Source organism: Prosthecobacter sp. (genome assembly GCF_044222345.1).
GTDB lineage: Bacteria > Verrucomicrobiota > Verrucomicrobiia > Verrucomicrobiales > Verrucomicrobiaceae > Prosthecobacter.
The window spans coordinates 19,984-35,275 of record NZ_JBGANL010000004.1 but is presented as its reverse complement, the minus strand read 5'-3'; the positions used below and the strand labels follow the sequence as shown (position 1 = coordinate 35,275).

Below are 15,292 nucleotides of genomic sequence, written 5' to 3'. Positions count from 1 at the left end.
ATTGGGGCGATTTCGTGCGGTCGCCGCGCCTGGCCTGCGGGGTGATTTTTCGCAAGGCCAGGTCTTCCAAAAAATGCTTCAGCGGCGGCGTCTTGCCACAAACAGCACCAGGCTCAGCCCCAGCAGCAGCGCCCGGGAAGGCTCGGGCACATTGGCCACCACGATGGAGAGATCGCCCGCGCTGGTGAAGGCGCTGAAGTCCCAGGCAAAGCCGGTGCCGGTGAGATCTGGCAGGATCAGCCCGGCCGGGGTGTCGCCATTTCCATACACCAGACCGGTGTAATTGTACCGGCTGTCAAACGTGGGCGCAGCTCCCAGCCCTGACCAGTCCAGCAGATGAAACGTGGCCGTGGCAGTGGGCGTGAAGCCAGCGGTGATGGTGAGGTTTCCATTGAAGTTTACCGTGGTGCTCCCCGTCCCGATGATCTGCAGCATGTCCGAGATGCCGTCGGGATTGATGCCGAGGATGATCGTGCTGCCCGCCTGAAAGTCGATGCTGCCCGCGCCTGCGGTGGGCGTGAAATGCAGAGTGCCGTAGCTGCTTTCCGCCGTGCTGTCTCCCACCTGCACGGTGGACCCGCTCGCCGCAGTGAAGCTGCTGCCCTGCACGTAGCCGGTGCCCAGCAGCATGCCGCCTGATTCCACGCTGACCGCCCCGGCTCCGGTCTGGCCTGCGCCGTTCGCGCCGACCTGCAGCGCGCCGCCACTCACCACCGTCGCGCCGGTGTAGGTGTTGGCGGCGGTGAGGGTGGTGGTGCCCGTGCCGACCTTCGTGAGGCCATACGCACCGGAGATGACGGCATTCACCGTCAGGCTGCCGCTGCCACCGATGCTGGAGTCTGACTCGAGCGCCACCGCAGTGACGTTCGCCGTGGCCGTCGCAGCGCCGCCCGTGACGGCCACCGTCGGCGCACTGGTGTAACCGCTGCCGCTGTCCGTGAGACCGACTCCGTTGAGCACGAAGCTGCCATCCACCACCGTGGCAGTTGCGCCTGTGCCGTTGGCGATGCTCACCGTCGGCAGCGAGGTGTAGCCCGTGCCCCCGTTGATCACATTGAGTCCCACGACGGTGTAATGCGTGCCGTTGCCAGCACCGGTGGGATCGGTTCCTTGAGACAGCACCGTGCCGCCGGTGAATTTGAGGGTGGGCGTGGCGGAAAATCCGCTGCCCGCAGTCAGCAGCGTGATGCTGATCACCTTGCCAGTGCCATCGAGGTTGGCCGTGGCCGTGGCCCCGTTCGAAAGCGTGACCGTGGGCGCGACGCTGTACGTCGTGGTGCCCGAGGTGATGGTGTACGAGGCCGTGGTGACGCCCATGCTCGCCGTGACCACCGCACCCGTGCCTCCGCCGCCCGAGACGGTGACCACCGGCGCAAGCACATAGCCGCTGCCGCCTGAGGTGAGGCTCAGACTTGCGGAGCTGAGTCCCAGCAGCGCCGTGGCCGTGGCGGTCGTGCCAGTCGTGGGTGCATCCAGGCTCACCGTGGCTCCCACGGACCATCCCGCTGTGGTGGCGGAGGGAATGGTCAACGAAGCAATGCCGCTGCCGATGCTGGCCGCAGTGTCGCTGTTGTTCACCAGCGCCCCAGCGTTGCCCACGCCCTGGCCGTTCAGGGTGATCACGCCCTGTACATTGGTCTGGCCGTTCAGATCCAGCGTGGCACCCGCGTTCACCACGGTGCCCGCCGCACTGGTGGCCAAAGTGGCTCCGTTGTTGCCTAGTGCTGCTGCATTGCCCAGAGCCAGCGTGCCCTGCGCCACCGTGTTGCCGCCTGTGTGATTGTTCGCACCACTGAGCACAAAGGTTCCTGCGCCATTCTTGATGAAGCCGAGGTTGTTGTTCGCGCCCGTGTTGTTCGTGCCCACACCACCCAGCGTGCTGCTGTAGGTCTGCGTGCCGGAGGCCACGTTCACGCTCAGCAGGCTGGTGGTGCTGCTGCCGCCGAGCACCGAGTTCGCCGTGCCGGTGCCGGAGGTGCCGAGTCCCGCGATGCTCTGGCTGAAGCCGTTGAGCTGCAGGATGCCTGAGTTGCTGCCGCTGCCCAGTGTCACGCTCGTGCCGGTCGGCAGGCGGTCATTGCCCAGGTTCAGGATCAGCATGCCGGCCTCCACATTGGTGGCTCCGGTATAGGTGTTGTTGGCCCCGCTCAGGATCAGATTGCCCTGTCCTGACTTGCTCAGATTTCCCGTGCCGCTGACGGTGCCGCTGAGCGTGAGCACGGAGAGGCTGCCGGCCACGCTCGCCACGCCGGTATAGCTGGTATTGTCCACCTCAATGAGTGAATCAGTCTGCAGCACGATCTCATTGCCGATGGTGGTCCGGGGGTCGAGCAGGGCTGAGCCGGTGCTCTGGTCCGTCAGTCGCAGCGCGCCTTTGCCACCCAGACCCCGGCCGTTCAAAAGGATGCGTCCGCCGCTGGCGATGTTGAAGGTGCCGGTGGCATCATCCTCGACACCCCACGTCGCTCCGCTGGCCACGGTGACCGAGGCTGCGGAAGTGAGCTGAGAACTGTTCGAGTAGATGGCTGCATTGATGAGATAAATGTTTCCGGTGAACGTGCTGACAGACGAGCCGGTGGTGAATCCGCCTCCACCTGTCACGGTGAGATTCCCGCTGCCACTGAGCGCAGCGCCGGAGATTCCCTGCACGGTGGCAAAGCTCAAGGTGCCGCCCGCCGGGCCGATGTAGATGGTGTGGGCTGCGACCGTGGGCGAGGTGAACAAAAGGTTGCCCGTTGTCTGCTTCAGGGTGCCGCCATTCAGCGTGATGGCAGTCGTGGCCGCGCCCAAGTTTCCATTCGCACTGATCGACACCGTGGCCCCGTTGTTGATGACGAGGCTGCTGGTGAAAGTGTTGGTGGCGGTCAGGGTGACGGTGCCTGAGCCAGACACCGTCAGTCCGCTGCCGCTGATGACTGAGTTAATGGTCAGCGGGCCTGAGCTGCTTTGCTGATGGATGATCACTTCGCCCGTGCTGCTGGTCAGTGTGCCTCGTGTGGCTGTGCTGCCGATGCTGGTGGCTCCCGCCGTGCTGGCGATGAGAATGCCGTCGCTTTCGAGCGTCAGCGTGCCGGGCGTGGTGGCATTGAAAGTCAGAGCCCCGCCGCTGGTGAAGCGCAGCGTGTTTGTGGTGGCTCCGCCGCTGGCCAGCACGGTGCTGCCGCTCAGGCTTGTGGCCAGGCCGCTGCCAAAGGACGTGGTGTAGCTGCCTGCCGCCAGCGCCGTGATGTTTCCCGCGCCGTCGTTCACAGCCCAGTCATCGAGCTTGTAGGTGGCATAGCCGCCCAGGATGCCGCTGGCCGTGTTTGCCGTCGTCGTCGTGATGCTGGCCACGCCCGCGCCGTTGTTGGTGGTGGAAAAGTCCACCGTGGCTCCCGTGTTGCGAGTGATCGCATCCAGATTGAGCGTGGCGTTTTGATCCGTGCCACTGGCCACCTTGATCTGCCCGCTGCCGCCCAGAGGCGCAGCGCTGTTGCCCAGCGTGAGACCGTTCACCGTCTGCATGGAGGCTGCCGTGCTGCTGCCGCTGAGAGTGAGCGATCCCCCGTTCAAAACCAACGCCGCCGTGCTGCTGAGCTTGGCGTTGTTGGAAATGGCATGGTCCAGCAGCAGTGTGCCGCCGCTGACCGTCGTGGTGCCCGTGAAGGAGTTGCCACCGCCCTGTAAAGCCACCGTGCCACCCCCGATGACGGTGAGTGTGTCCGTGGTCCCCGTCGCCGAGACCGCGCGCAGCAGATTGCCGGTGAACTGTACCGTGCCGCCGCTGGTGGAGTAAACCGTGAGTCCTCTTGCCGCAAAACTGGCGGTGCCCAGCGTGACGCTGCCCCCATACGTCACCGTGCCGGTGGTATTGAGTCCGCCCAGCGTGGCGCTGCCGGTGCTGCCGGATTGCAGGATGATGTTGCGGCCGATCGTCACTCCCTCGGTGTCCATCAGCAGCCTGGCTGAAAGCGCGCCGCTCGTATTGCCCACCATGACAAAGGTGGAGGCATTGCCCAGAGCGCCGGCGCTGCCGCTGGGGGCATTGGCCGAGACGATCAGTGTGCCGGCCAGCACGGAGGTCGTGCCGGTGTAGTTGCTCGTGGAGCCTGAGAGCACCAGGGTTTCCGCAGCAGATGCGACCGCGAGTGCTCCCGTGCCGGTCAGCTTGCCGGAGAACACGTAGTATCCTGCCAGATTGGTGGTGATGCTGGCTGCCGAGGTCATGGCGATGGTCCCCGCCCCGGCGATGGCGCCCATGGTTTCGCCGTTGCCATTGAAGTCAAACGTCGCTCCGCTCTGCACCGTCAGCAGCTGCGCAGCGCTGAAGAGATCGCCGTTGATGCTGCCGGAGAAGCGCACCGTGCCGGTGCCGCCGATGTTGAGATAAAATAGATTGGTGCCACTGCCCAGCGCTCCCAGATTGCCCACGTTGAAACTGCCAGTCGCGCTGTTGTTGTTGATCAAGTTCAGCACCATGCCACCGCCGTTAACACCGCCCGTGTTGGCATAGGTGACCGCGTCCGCCAGCGTGATCGTGCCGGTGCCGCTGTTGGTGAAGGTCTGCTTGGCGCCGTTGTTGAAAGTCTGGTTGCCATTGAAAAGCAGCGTGCCAGAGCCCGAGTTCGTCACCGTTGTCTCGCCGCTCCAGGTCATCGGTGTGGAAATCGTGGCGTTCCCCGCACCCATGAGAGCCAGCGTGGGCAGCACCGTGCTGCCATTGAGCGGATTGACGATGTTGAGCGCACTGCCGGCCAGCGTGACCGTGCCTGCGCTGTTGTTGAACAGCAGGCGGTTGAACTGAAACGTTCCGCTGAGGTCATTCGTCGCGGTGTAACTCGAGCTCCCGCCGAAAGTCAGCGCCGTCGAGCTGCCGCTCGCGGGGGTCGTGGCCGGCAGCCAGCTGGCTGCATTGCTCCAGTTGTCAGAGCCTGTGTTCCAGACAGACGACTGCGCCCTGATCTCAGCAGCGCATAAAACCAGTGTCACACCTGTGCACCAGGAGAGCCAGGTTTGAAGTTTGCGGCGGTTCGCGGGCGTGGACTTCCAAGCCCGGGTAAGGGGAGATTTTTTCATGGGGATGATGCCGCGTGCAGTTCCGAGTTTGGGGGGCAAGACTCGAAGCCTGCTTTGAGGGGGGGATTTGCGGCGCGCCTACATCGCGATTCCAAGAATTTACTCAAACAACAAGATCGTCACACAGGCCCACCGCATAAGCGTTTGCGCTTCAATGCGATTTTACGTCATGAAGCTGAAGGCCAAAACCGTCATCCCCGATGGCAGGGCCCGTCTGCCCGCCGTGTGGAAACCGGCACCATTTGGCATCTTGGTGCCAATCCCAACTTCTCCGACGGGAATTAAAACTCACCGCCGGTGCCCCATTCCAATCTCTGTTTTACTTCCCGTCGGACGTTGCGGAGCGTAGGGTGTCGGGGCACTCCCACTCCTAAAAAGCAGTGGCATCAAACGACACATTATTGAATTCCGTCATGGACGCTTCGCTCAAAGACTTCCTCATGAGTCAGCCTCCCGGCTCCGATCTCGACCGGGAACAAATCGAATTCCTCCTGGCCCAAGCCTGGCCATCTTTGCGTGGTTCGCGCGCGGGTGGCATGCAGCCGCACAAGATTCGAGGACGCACGGAAGCTTTGTTCTGGAACCCACCTCAGCTGACTTTTGAGATCGAACGCCATGGCGGCACTGTGAATGGCTCCACGCGTGCAGAGATGCAGCAGTGGTGTGTGGACGTCTCAGCTCACACCGCTGAAATCGTGTCCACCCGCAGACGCCAGCTCCATGCCATGGCCAGCAGGGTGAACGTCAAACAACCCGCCGCGATCATTGCGGAGGCCATCCTAAAAAATCAGGAGTCTGCCTCGCTGAAAAGGTATCCGGATGGCCGGGTAAAGGTCTTGATCAGCGCACTCTTACCGCACGGAGATGACTTCAAGCAGACGGTGTCCGGCCGACGGAAACGATTCCGCGCCGCGCTGGATGCTCTGATTCAGCCACACGGCTGGTCGGAGGTGTCTACAAACACCTACCAGCAGCGCTCGCAGGCATCTTGAGCCTTGTCCGCGCGCCGCTTCACCTCCCCAGACTCTTCCACACCGCTGGCAGTCTCTCTCTCACCAGCTTCGCGCTGTTTGCCGGAATCAGCTCCGTCGTCAGCGGCACGTTCTTTGTATCTTCAAAGTCCAGATGGCCGGGGCTGCGGGAGTACTTGTAGTCCTTGTCCAGGCTGCCATCGCCGGAGAGCTGGATGCCGACTTCTTCCACACGCGGCACGGAGAGGTAAAACAGTCCTCGTTCCAGGACGCATTTCTCACCGGGCTTCAGGCGCAGCTTCGCCTGGGCCAGTTCGCGAAACAACTCACGGGCCGTGGCTTCCGCAGGATTCACAAACGTGCGGTGCTCAGCCACCAGATCCCGAAACGCATCCTCCTGACGCAGCGCGGTGAAGGCGGTGTCTATCTCCTCTTTGGCGAGCGGGTAGTGCGTGCAACCGAGGACGATGGTTTGCAGCGGCACACTGGGTTTCTCAGCGCGGTAGGCCTCGGCCAGAGCCCGTGCCTCCTTCATCGCGTAGGCGGATACGGAATCAGGAAAGGCGGCGTCCCCCTCAATGGCACCCGCCAGCGTGGCGCTGCCCTGTTGGGCGATGACGGGCACGCTCTGCCCTGCGCGCCCCAGCGTGCTGGCGATGGTGCGCGGATACACCTTGCTGGCGCAGGTGCCGACGGTGGCCAGCACGCCGATTCCTCCCGTGCCCTTGGATTCCAGAACACCGCGCGCTCCAGCCTCCACCACGCCCACCACGATCACCGGCACCTTCCATGCCGCGACGGCTTTGCGAATGTCTTCGAGCCCATAAGCCGTGGCCGTGTTGCAGGCGATGACGATGGCCTTCACCGGCGGCTTGTCATACTTCGGTTCGCCGCCCTTCGCAGGCCACGCGCGGCGGCCCAGCAGAAAGACGGCGTCCTTCACGATGAGTTCGCGCAGGTAATCCGTGCGGTTCACCGCAGAGTAGTTGCCGTAGGGCATGTTCGCCTGGTCACCGAAGTAGGTGAAGCGCTCCTGCGCAAAGTCGGGCACGCCATCCGCGCCGGGCTGCAGGGTGTCGTTGTGAAAAGCGTCCAGCGTCAGCAGCGCCTCCAGCACGGTGAGCCCGCCGATGCCGGAATCAAACACACCGATGGGCAGGTGGCGCGTGGCCTCGGCGTCGTTCCAGGCACGGGCGTCAAAGCTGAAGGCCGCTTTGCCATCTGCGTGCGCTCGTGCGTGCTCGATGAGATCTGCAGCGTGAACTGCGGTGGCCAGCAGGAGCAGCGCGGTGAGTATTTTCATGGGGAAGGCTGGCGAAGAAGGGGGGATTTATACGCAGCAATCATGCCAATGCATGGCATCTGTGAGCCTTACGTAAATGCAAACAGCAGCCGCCCAAAAAACACGGCGGCCACCATGCCGATGAAGTCGGCGGTGAGTCCCGCCACCAGGGCATGGCGGAAGCGGCGGATGCCCACGCTGCCGAAGTACACGGTCAGCACGTAAAAAGTCGTCTCGGTGCTGCCATACAGGATGCCGGCGGTGAACTTCACCATCTCGCTCAGATCCGGCCGCGTGAGGATCTCATTGAGGATGCCCTGCGCACCAGAGCCGCTGAGGGGGCGCATCAGCGCAAGTGAGAGCAGTTCCACCGGAAAGCCCAGCATGTTCAGCAGCGGGGCGAGCAGGTATTCCAGCAATTGAAACGCCCCCGACTCACGCAAAATCGCCAGCACGGCCAGCATGGCCACGAGGTAGGGCATGATACGCACCGCCACCTGAAAGCCCTCCTTCGCGCCATCCACAAATTCTTCATACACCTTCACCCCGCGTGCCCAGGCCACGCCCACGGCCAGGATGAGAATGGCCGGGATGGCCAGGCCGGATGCCCCATCCATCACCCGACGCCACACTGGCGGCTCCGCTTTCACCTGCGTGGCAGCGGCGGCTTTCGCTTCCTCCTTTTTCAGCGCCAGCGTCTTCTCCGCCTCGGCCTTGCGCTGGGCCGATTTGGCCAGAACGGCGGAAAGTCCTGTCTGATCCAGCACGGCCTGCCGCCAGGAGGGCGGGCCGAGTTCGAGGGCGGAAACGCCGATGAACAGCGTGCCCAGCAGCGTGAGCCAAAACTTCGCCTTGGACGAGATGCCCGCTGGTTTGACGGTGCTGCTCTGCGCTTCGTCGGTGATGACCTCATCCGGCTGCGCCACAAATCCCGGCAGGCGTTGGAAGCTCTTCGCCGCGATCACCGCCGCCGCCGAAGCGCAGGCGGTGGCCAGAATGGTGGGGACGATGACGCGGAAGCTGTGGCTCACCCCTGCGGCATTGAGGAAATTCATCGCCGTCATGGGAATGAGAGTGAAGGCCCCCGTGTTCAGGGCCAGGAAGGTGATCATCGCATTGCTGGCGCTCTGCTTGTGCGGGTTCAGCTCCTGCAGGTGCCCCATGGCCTTCAGACCCAGCGGCGTCGCATTGTTGGAAAGGCCCAGCATGTTCGCGGAAAGGTTCATCACCATGGCGCTCATGGCCGGGTGGCCCGTGGGTACATCGGGAAACAGGCGGCGGAGCAGGGGGGAGAGCAGGCGCACCACGGCCTCCAGCACGCCCGCCTTTTCCAGCAGGCGCAGCACCCCCAGCCAGAACATCATCATGCCCGCCAGCGGCAGGGCGATGCCCATCACGGCCTTTTCAGCGCCCTTCATCGCGGCGTCGATGACACTGGCGTCTCCGGAGACACGGCCCACCAGGCCGGCAACGAGAAGTCCGATGAAAAGAAGGGTGGCCCAGATGTAGTTCAGCATGTTGTAAGGGAAAATGTGACAACGTAGTAGCCAGATGCGGCGGCAATGCGTAAACGTTTCTGCGCCAGCCTCAAGTGGCAACTCCCATACATTTGTTCATGCCTTGTCCTATTCAGCTCGCCAGCAAGCTCAGCGGCCTCAGCCAGCATGTGATCCGCATCTGGGAAAGGCGCTACAGCGCGCTCAGTCCCAGCCGCACCGGCACGAACCGCCGCATGTACTGTGAGGAAGCCGTGAAACGGCTGAAACTGCTGAAGATTCTCACGGAAAATGGTCACCGCATCGGCGGTGTGGCACGGCTCTCCACGGCAAAGCTGGAGGAGCTGGCCCAGGGCACCGTACCCGTCGCACGGCCCGTATCCGCCCTCCCCGCAGATCCCACCGCGCCTGTTCCCGCTGAAGTTCCTGCGCAGCAAAATCAGCCGATGGAGCCGGTTCAATACGTTGAAAGCGCCATCGCCGCCTCCAAGCGCTACGATTCCGAGGGGCTTCGCCAGGTGCTTTTGCAGGCGCGCATGCAGTTCGGCCAGCGCGGCATGCTGCATCAGGTCATCTGCCCGCTGATCGTCCAGGTGGGCAACAGCTGGCAGCAGGGGGCGCTGCGCCCGAGCCACGAGCACATCGCCACGGCGATCATCCGCGAGCTCCTTCTCACCCCGGTACCCGGCAGTCAGACGCCTCTGAATGCACCCGAGCTGGTGGTGGCCACCCCTGCTGGGGAGGTGCACGAACTGGGAGCTTTGATCGTGGCCGCCTCCGCACGGGATCTCGGCTGGTACGTGACCTACCTCGGGCCGAATCTGCCCGTGGAGGAAATCGCCGCATGCGCCATCGCCCGGCAGGCCAAGGCGGTGGCGCTCAGCGTGGTGTACCCGGAGGGCTGCTCCGTCATCGTGGAAAAACTCCGCCGCATGCGCGAGCTGCTGCCACCTGCCATGCGCCTCCTCGTGGGCGGTCGCGCGGCTGAAAGCTACCGTGCGGCGCTCCCTGACCTCCCTGTTCAATGGGTGAGCTGCCTGCACGGCTTGGACGAAGCCTTGTGCAAGAATCAGGCATGAGCCAAGTTGCATGAGGGCTGACTTTCTCTAGTCTGCCTCTCTCATGCTTTTATACCGCACCTCCACCGGCAATTTCATTCAGACCCCCAGTGCCTGGCACGCCGTGCCTGAAAAGAACTGGGATGCACTGCTGGAGGTCGTGGGCCTCTCCGCCTACCTCTCCCAGATTGCCTCGACGACACCCGTGGTGGATGCCCCCGCGCCGGAGACCATCCTGGCTCCCATCGTTTCCCAGGAAGTGTGGGCCGCAGGCGTCACCTACTTCCGCAGCCGCACCGCGCGTATGGAAGAAAGCAAGGACGCAGGCGGCGGCAGCTTTTATGACCGCGTGTATGCGGCGGAGCGCCCGGAGATTTTCTTCAAGGCCACCCCCCAGCGCGTCGCGCACCCCGGCCAGGCCATGCACCTGCGCAGCGATTCCAAATGGATGGTGCCCGAACCCGAGCTGACCCTTTGCATCAACAGCCGTGGCGACATCATCGGCTACACCGTGGGCAACGACCTCTCCTGCCGCGACATCGAAGGTGAGAATCCCCTCTACCTGCCGCAGGCCAAGTGCTTCAAACTCTGCGCCGCACTCGGTCCGGCCATCCTGATTCAAAACGAACCACCCGCGCCTACGACCCGCATTCATTTGCAGATCGACCGCGCTGGCGTGGCCGTTTTTGAAGGCGAAACCACTGTCTCCCAGCTCAAGCGCACTCCCGTCGAACTCGCAGGCTTCCTTTTCCGCGACAACACCTTTCCCACCGGCACCTTCCTCATGACCGGCACCGGCATCGTCCCCGGAGATGAATTCACCCTGCAAAGCGGCGACGTCATCAGCATCACCATCGACGGCATCGGCACCCTGGTAAATCCCATGGCGTGAGGGGTTGGTGCCCGCGGAGAGGCTTCATCAACGTGAGAATGCCAGCAGCCTGCTCGCGATGCTGCGTGGTCATGCATTCATCGGGGAAGCTGGATGGGCTGCAGCGCAAACGATGCACGCGGTAACCGCTTGCAGTGGGTGCCCCTGCCTTGCAGCTTGAACAAGCTTTTTTGAAGCGGGGTCTTAGATCACGCTCAATTCACAAGCCATCCCGCATGAAGTCGCTGAATATCATTCTATGGGTTGTGGTCGTCCAGTTGGTCGGTTGTTTGTCCCCTCCGAGTGTTTCTGTCAGCACCAGCCTTCGCCGGCATGACTTGAAAGGCAAGACGCTGGCGGTGGGCGGCTTCACGGCTCAAAATATCATGGATTACCCGGGCCAGACGGCGGAGGAAACCATCGTGAGAGATGCCGGGACGGCGCTGCAGAAGCGGCTGAAACATTCACGCGTGCTCACAGCGGAGGCCGCGTGGGCCGCAGCCGGGCCGCCTCCGCTTAAGATCAGCGGCGGCTTGCCCATCACCATCGGTCACAAGATCAGCCACGACTTCCTGCGCAGGACGCGCGCTCTAGGGGTGGATTACCTGCTGTGGATCGATCTCCTGGAAAACACCGTGAGGGATTCCAGCAGTCAGCGGGTGTCAACGAGCCGGACGGCGTCCTCGTATTCAACGCGCAACGGGAAGCGGCACTCCATTCCGGGCAGCACATCGAACACCTACTACAGTTACGAAGCCGCCGGGCGCAGGCTGGGGGCCTCGTACTCGCTACTGGACACCGCCTCTGGCAAAACCGTGTGGCGTGCGGACATAAAATTCACCCGGGGCAGAATGAACAGCTCCATGTCCAGGTCCGGCTTTCCCGAGCCTCCAGCCAGGCCTCTGCCGCCAGAAGATTCAACGCTCATGCAAAAGATGACGGAGGCCGCAATGGCCGGGCTGCCGAAGTGAAGCAGGGGTCTCAGGGATGGCTGCGCGCCTGCCTGCGCACGAATGCTGGACGAGGCTGCATTTCTCTTTAGAAACTCCTGCAACCATGACACTCACCGGACATCACTTCATCGCCGGCCGCGAGGCGGCTCCCCACGGCCATCTTTTCCATGCCTTCAATCCCACCACAGGCGCCCAGCTTGAGCCTGCCTTTGGAGATGCCACCCATGCCGAGGCTGACGAAGCCATGCAGGCGGCGGATGGTGCCTTTGATGCTCTTCGTTTCGCCACACCGGAAACCCGTGCGACGCTGCTCGACACCATCGCGGATGAAATCACCGCCTTGGGCGATGACCTGATCGAGCGGGCCCACGCCGAGTGCGCGCTGCCCATTGCCCGACTCACCGGCGAGCGTGGCCGTGCCATCGGCCAGCTCAAGCTCTTCGCGGCACTGATCCGTGAAGGTTCCTGGGCCAATGCCTGCGTGGACCATGCCATCCCCGACCGCCAGCCGCTGCCGAAGCCGGATGTGCGCCGTGTGATGATGCCCATCGGCCCCGTCGTGGTGTTTGGTGCTTCCAATTTTCCCTTCGCCATCGGCGTCATCGGCACGGATTCCGTCTGTGCCCTGGCCTCTGGCTGCCCTGTCGTCGTCAAAGGCCACCCTGCGCATCCAGGCACCTGCGAGATGCTCGCAAGTGCGGTGCTCAACGCCCTGCACAAAGTGGGCCTCCCAGCGGGTTGCTTCTCCCTGCTGCATGGGAAGGGCAATGACATCGGCACCACGCTGACCAAGCATCCTCTCACCCAGGCCGTCGCCTTCACCGGCTCCCTGCGCGGAGGCCGTGCGCTGATGGACGTGGCCGCCGCCCGTCCTCATCCGATTCCTGTCTATGCCGAAATGGGTTCGGTGAATCCCGTGTTTGTCCTGCCCGGCGCGCTCAAGGAGCGTGCCTCGAAAATCGCTGAAGCCTATGTGGGTTCCGTGACGATGGGTGTGGGCCAGTTCTGCACGAATCCCGCCGTCGTTCTTGGCCTGAAGGGCGACGATTTGAACCAGTTCATCAGCAACGCTGCCGCCCTTGCCAGCAAGGTGGCCCCGCAGACGATGCTGCATCGCGGCATCTGTGAAGCCTATGACGCCGGCACCGCCGTCTGGCAGACGGTGAAGGGCCTGCAGCTGGTGGGTGAATCCGAAACTCCGTCCAGCGAAACCGCCTCCCAGGCCGCCTGCCGCATTTTCACCGCGACGATCGACGTGCTGGAATCCAACGAAGAGCTGCGCCGCGAAGTCTTTGGTCCGTGCTCCATCATCACGCAATGCGCCACGCTCGAAGACATGCTGCGCTATGCGAACAGCCTCGAAGGCCAGCTCACCGCCACCCTGCAGGGCACTGAGCAGGATCTGCGCGATTTCGCCCCGCTCATCCGTGTGCTGGAGCGCAAGGTGGGCCGCATCATCTTCAACGGTTTTCCCACCGGCATCGAAGTCTGCCCCTCCATGCACCACGGCGGCCCGTATCCCGCCGCCAGCCACAGCTTCTTCACCAGCATCGGCACCGGCAGCATCTACCGCTTCGTCCGTCCCGTCTGCTACCAAGGCTTCCCGGAAGAGGCCCTGCCAGAACTGCTCAAAGACGCCAACCCACGCGGCGCCATGCGCATCGTGGACGGCGTGATGACGCGGTAAGGGAAGTGCTCTTGAGCTTTAGCTCAATCCGGAAAGATCCGCCACACCCACAGTGTGGCGGAGCGTCAGTGACCGGGATGATCTCTCTTCTGCGGGAAGGTACTGCGTTACAAGCCGGTGAGGATTTGTAACGCGTTCGCCAGAGCGAGCTGAAGCTAGCGAATACTTTCCGCCTACCGCTCCTTCTTCGTATTCGAAGGCGCGTTGAGGAACTTGCGCATGTCGTTGAAGATGCTGTTGGGGCCTTCCTGCGACTGCGCGTGGGTGCGGACGCCTTCGAACCACTCCTGGGTGCTCGGTGAGTGGGCTTTGGCCACGGCGAGCAGGAGTTCGAGCGTGATCGGCACGGGCTGGCCGGTGTGGATGGCGGCGGAGAGGGCGAGTTCGGCGGCGCGATCAAAGACCCATTTCAGGTCGGCTCCGGAGAAACCATTGGTGGCCTCGATCAATTCTTTTGTGTCGAATTCGGCAATGGGCTTGTCCTTGGCCAGCAGTTCGATGATCTGCGCGCGTGCCGGAGCATCCGGCGGGGCGACGAAGATGGCCTGATCGAAGCGACCCGGGCGGCGGAAGGCGGGATCCAGCGCCCAGGGCTGATTGGTGGCACCGATAACGAGGATGCGCTGATTTTCGCTGCGGATGCCATCCATCTCATGCAGGAACTGGTTCACCAGATTGCGCATCTGGCTTTCGCGGATCTGGCGGCGATCCATGGCGAGGGAGTCGATGTCGTCAAAGACGAGCACGCAGGGCGCGTTGGCCCGGGCGGTCTCGAAGATCTGATGCAGGTTGCGCTCGGTGCTGCCGAAGTAGGGATCAAAGATCTCGTGCAGGCCGACGGACAGGTAATTGCAGGGCACCTCGCCCGCGACGGCGCGGAGGATGAGGGTCTTGCCACAGCCGGGCGGGCCGTAAATGAGGATGCCGCCGCCGGTTTTGCGACCGTAGGCTTTGTACAAATCGGGGAACTGCAGCGGGTAGGTGATCTTGAGGCGGATCTCCTCCTTGAGTTCCTCCATGCCGCCGACATCGGCAAAGGTCACGTTGCCACGCTCGGGGTCGCCGGGAGCGTAGAAGGTCTCGGGACGCCAGTCATAGGGCGGGTCATCGAAGGGATCCTCGAAGAACTCGTCCTGATCGGGGCCGCCCGCGATCTGCGGTTCCTGGCTGGGAGGTTCCGGAGCCGGGGCAGGGGCGGTTTTGCGGGCATCACGCGCGGTGCGGCCCAGCTCACGCTCCAGGGCGGGGTCGCTCATGGTGCCGTCGATCTGGGCTGCACGGTCGAAATGCTCGATGGCTTTCGGGCGGTCGCCCTCGCTCAGGTACACACGGCTCAGCAGCAGATGGGCCTGGGCGTTGGTGGGTTCCAGAAAGATGACGCGCTCGGCACGCACGGCGGCGCCGGAGGTGTCTCCCTCCATGAACAGAACTTTGGCAATGCCCAGCAGGGCGTCAGTCTGGTCCGGGTCCTGTTCCAAGGCACGGGTGAAGACCTCGCGGGCCTCGTCCAGATGGAGTTCCTCCAGACACGCACGACCATACAGCAGCAACAACGAAAGATTGTTCGGTGACTGGGTCAGGGCGTCGCGGAGAGCGGTGGAGTTTGGCATGGGTTTAATGATAGACCACCGCCGGGGTGATCCTGCTGAGATTTAAGAGCGCACGAAGCGTGCCGCCAATGATTTCTTGGTACAACTCAAGCCCTGCAGGCTGTCTGCCACCCGTGGTGTGGAACCAGGTGAACGAGCTTGAAATTTGCCTGTGACGATGCACTTCCTTTGGGGTTACTGCCTTCGATGACGATGAAAATGAGTTTCTTGTTTTTACTGGCGCTGGGGATGACCCTGCCGGGGACGGCAGAAGATCGCACGGGTGACCCTCTGCACTCGCCGACCATGATTCTCTGCCTTAGACCATTA

9 protein-coding genes are annotated in these 15,292 nt (G+C 63.0%); 5 read left to right on the top strand and 4 right to left on the bottom strand.

Translation table 11 applies throughout. The annotated features are described in order from the left end of the window. Positions 1-78: 78 nt before the first annotated feature. A complete protein-coding gene (locus ACILSL_RS03910; RefSeq protein WP_395730689.1) occupies positions 79-5,055 on the bottom strand; it encodes a beta strand repeat-containing protein in 4,977 nt (1,658 codons plus the stop codon). Positions 5,056-5,468: 413 nt separating this feature from the next. Between ACILSL_RS03910 and ACILSL_RS03905 the strand changes: the two genes are divergently transcribed. After that, positions 5,469-6,047, top strand: coding sequence for a hypothetical protein (locus tag ACILSL_RS03905; RefSeq protein ID WP_395730688.1), 579 nt, complete (start codon positions 5,469-5,471; stop codon positions 6,045-6,047). Between the two features lie 19 nt (positions 6,048-6,066). On the opposite strand, the gene ACILSL_RS03900 is transcribed toward ACILSL_RS03905, so the two are convergent. Together ACILSL_RS03900 and ACILSL_RS03895 are read right to left on the bottom strand one after the other, a co-directional pair. Next, complete coding sequence (locus tag ACILSL_RS03900) at positions 6,067-7,329, bottom strand: glutamate racemase (RefSeq protein ID WP_395730687.1); 1,263 nt, start codon at positions 7,327-7,329, stop codon at positions 6,067-6,069. A gap of 68 nt (positions 7,330-7,397) precedes the next feature. After that, the gene (locus tag ACILSL_RS03895; RefSeq protein ID WP_395730686.1) at positions 7,398-8,825 is read right to left on the bottom strand and encodes a nucleoside recognition domain-containing protein; all 1,428 of its coding nucleotides are present in this window, start codon (positions 8,823-8,825) and stop codon (positions 7,398-7,400) included. A gap of 98 nt (positions 8,826-8,923) precedes the next feature. Between ACILSL_RS03895 and ACILSL_RS03890 the strand changes: the two genes are divergently transcribed. The 4 genes from ACILSL_RS03890 (at position 8,924) to ACILSL_RS03875 (ending at position 13,373) form a co-directional block, all read left to right on the top strand. After that, positions 8,924-9,883, top strand: coding sequence for a MerR family transcriptional regulator (locus tag ACILSL_RS03890; RefSeq protein WP_395730685.1), 960 nt, complete (start codon positions 8,924-8,926; stop codon positions 9,881-9,883). A 43-nt stretch (positions 9,884-9,926) separates the two neighbouring features. Then, entirely contained in the window at positions 9,927-10,754 is an 828-nt protein-coding gene (locus ACILSL_RS03885; RefSeq protein WP_395730684.1) for a fumarylacetoacetate hydrolase family protein, read from the top strand. Between the two features lie 215 nt (positions 10,755-10,969). Next, positions 10,970-11,704, top strand: coding sequence for a hypothetical protein (locus ACILSL_RS03880; protein ID WP_395730683.1), 735 nt, complete (start codon positions 10,970-10,972; stop codon positions 11,702-11,704). Positions 11,705-11,789: 85 nt separating this feature from the next. Beyond that, positions 11,790-13,373: an aldehyde dehydrogenase (NADP(+)) gene (locus ACILSL_RS03875; RefSeq protein ID WP_395730682.1), complete on the top strand. Its 1,584-nt coding sequence runs from the start codon at positions 11,790-11,792 to the stop codon at positions 13,371-13,373. A gap of 173 nt (positions 13,374-13,546) precedes the next feature. Here ACILSL_RS03875 and ACILSL_RS03870 read toward each other — a convergent pair whose 3' ends face one another. Next, positions 13,547-14,983 carry an AAA family ATPase gene (locus ACILSL_RS03870; RefSeq protein ID WP_395730681.1) on the bottom strand — a complete coding sequence of 479 codons (1,437 nt, stop codon included), beginning with the start codon at positions 14,981-14,983 and terminating at the stop codon, positions 13,547-13,549. Positions 14,984-15,292: the final 309 nt, after the last annotated feature.

Bases quoted from the DNA above. Each gene is read 5' to 3' on its own strand.
- ACILSL_RS03875 (WP_395730682.1), top strand. From the start codon at position 11,790: ATGACACTCACCGGACATCACTTCATCGCCGGCCGCGAGGCGGCTCCC.
- ACILSL_RS03885 (WP_395730684.1), top strand. From the start codon at position 9,927: ATGCTTTTATACCGCACCTCCACCGGCAATTTCATTCAGACCCCCAGT.
- ACILSL_RS03870 (WP_395730681.1), bottom strand. From the start codon at position 14,983: ATGCCAAACTCCACCGCTCTCCGCGACGCCCTGACCCAGTCACCGAAC.
- ACILSL_RS03890 (WP_395730685.1), top strand. From the start codon at position 8,924: ATGCCTTGTCCTATTCAGCTCGCCAGCAAGCTCAGCGGCCTCAGCCAG.
- ACILSL_RS03895 (WP_395730686.1), bottom strand. From the start codon at position 8,825: ATGCTGAACTACATCTGGGCCACCCTTCTTTTCATCGGACTTCTCGTT.
- ACILSL_RS03900 (WP_395730687.1), bottom strand. From the start codon at position 7,329: ATGAAAATACTCACCGCGCTGCTCCTGCTGGCCACCGCAGTTCACGCT.
- ACILSL_RS03905 (WP_395730688.1), top strand. From the start codon at position 5,469: ATGGACGCTTCGCTCAAAGACTTCCTCATGAGTCAGCCTCCCGGCTCC.
- ACILSL_RS03910 (WP_395730689.1), bottom strand. From the start codon at position 5,055: ATGAAAAAATCTCCCCTTACCCGGGCTTGGAAGTCCACGCCCGCGAAC.
- ACILSL_RS03880 (WP_395730683.1), top strand. From the start codon at position 10,970: ATGAAGTCGCTGAATATCATTCTATGGGTTGTGGTCGTCCAGTTGGTC.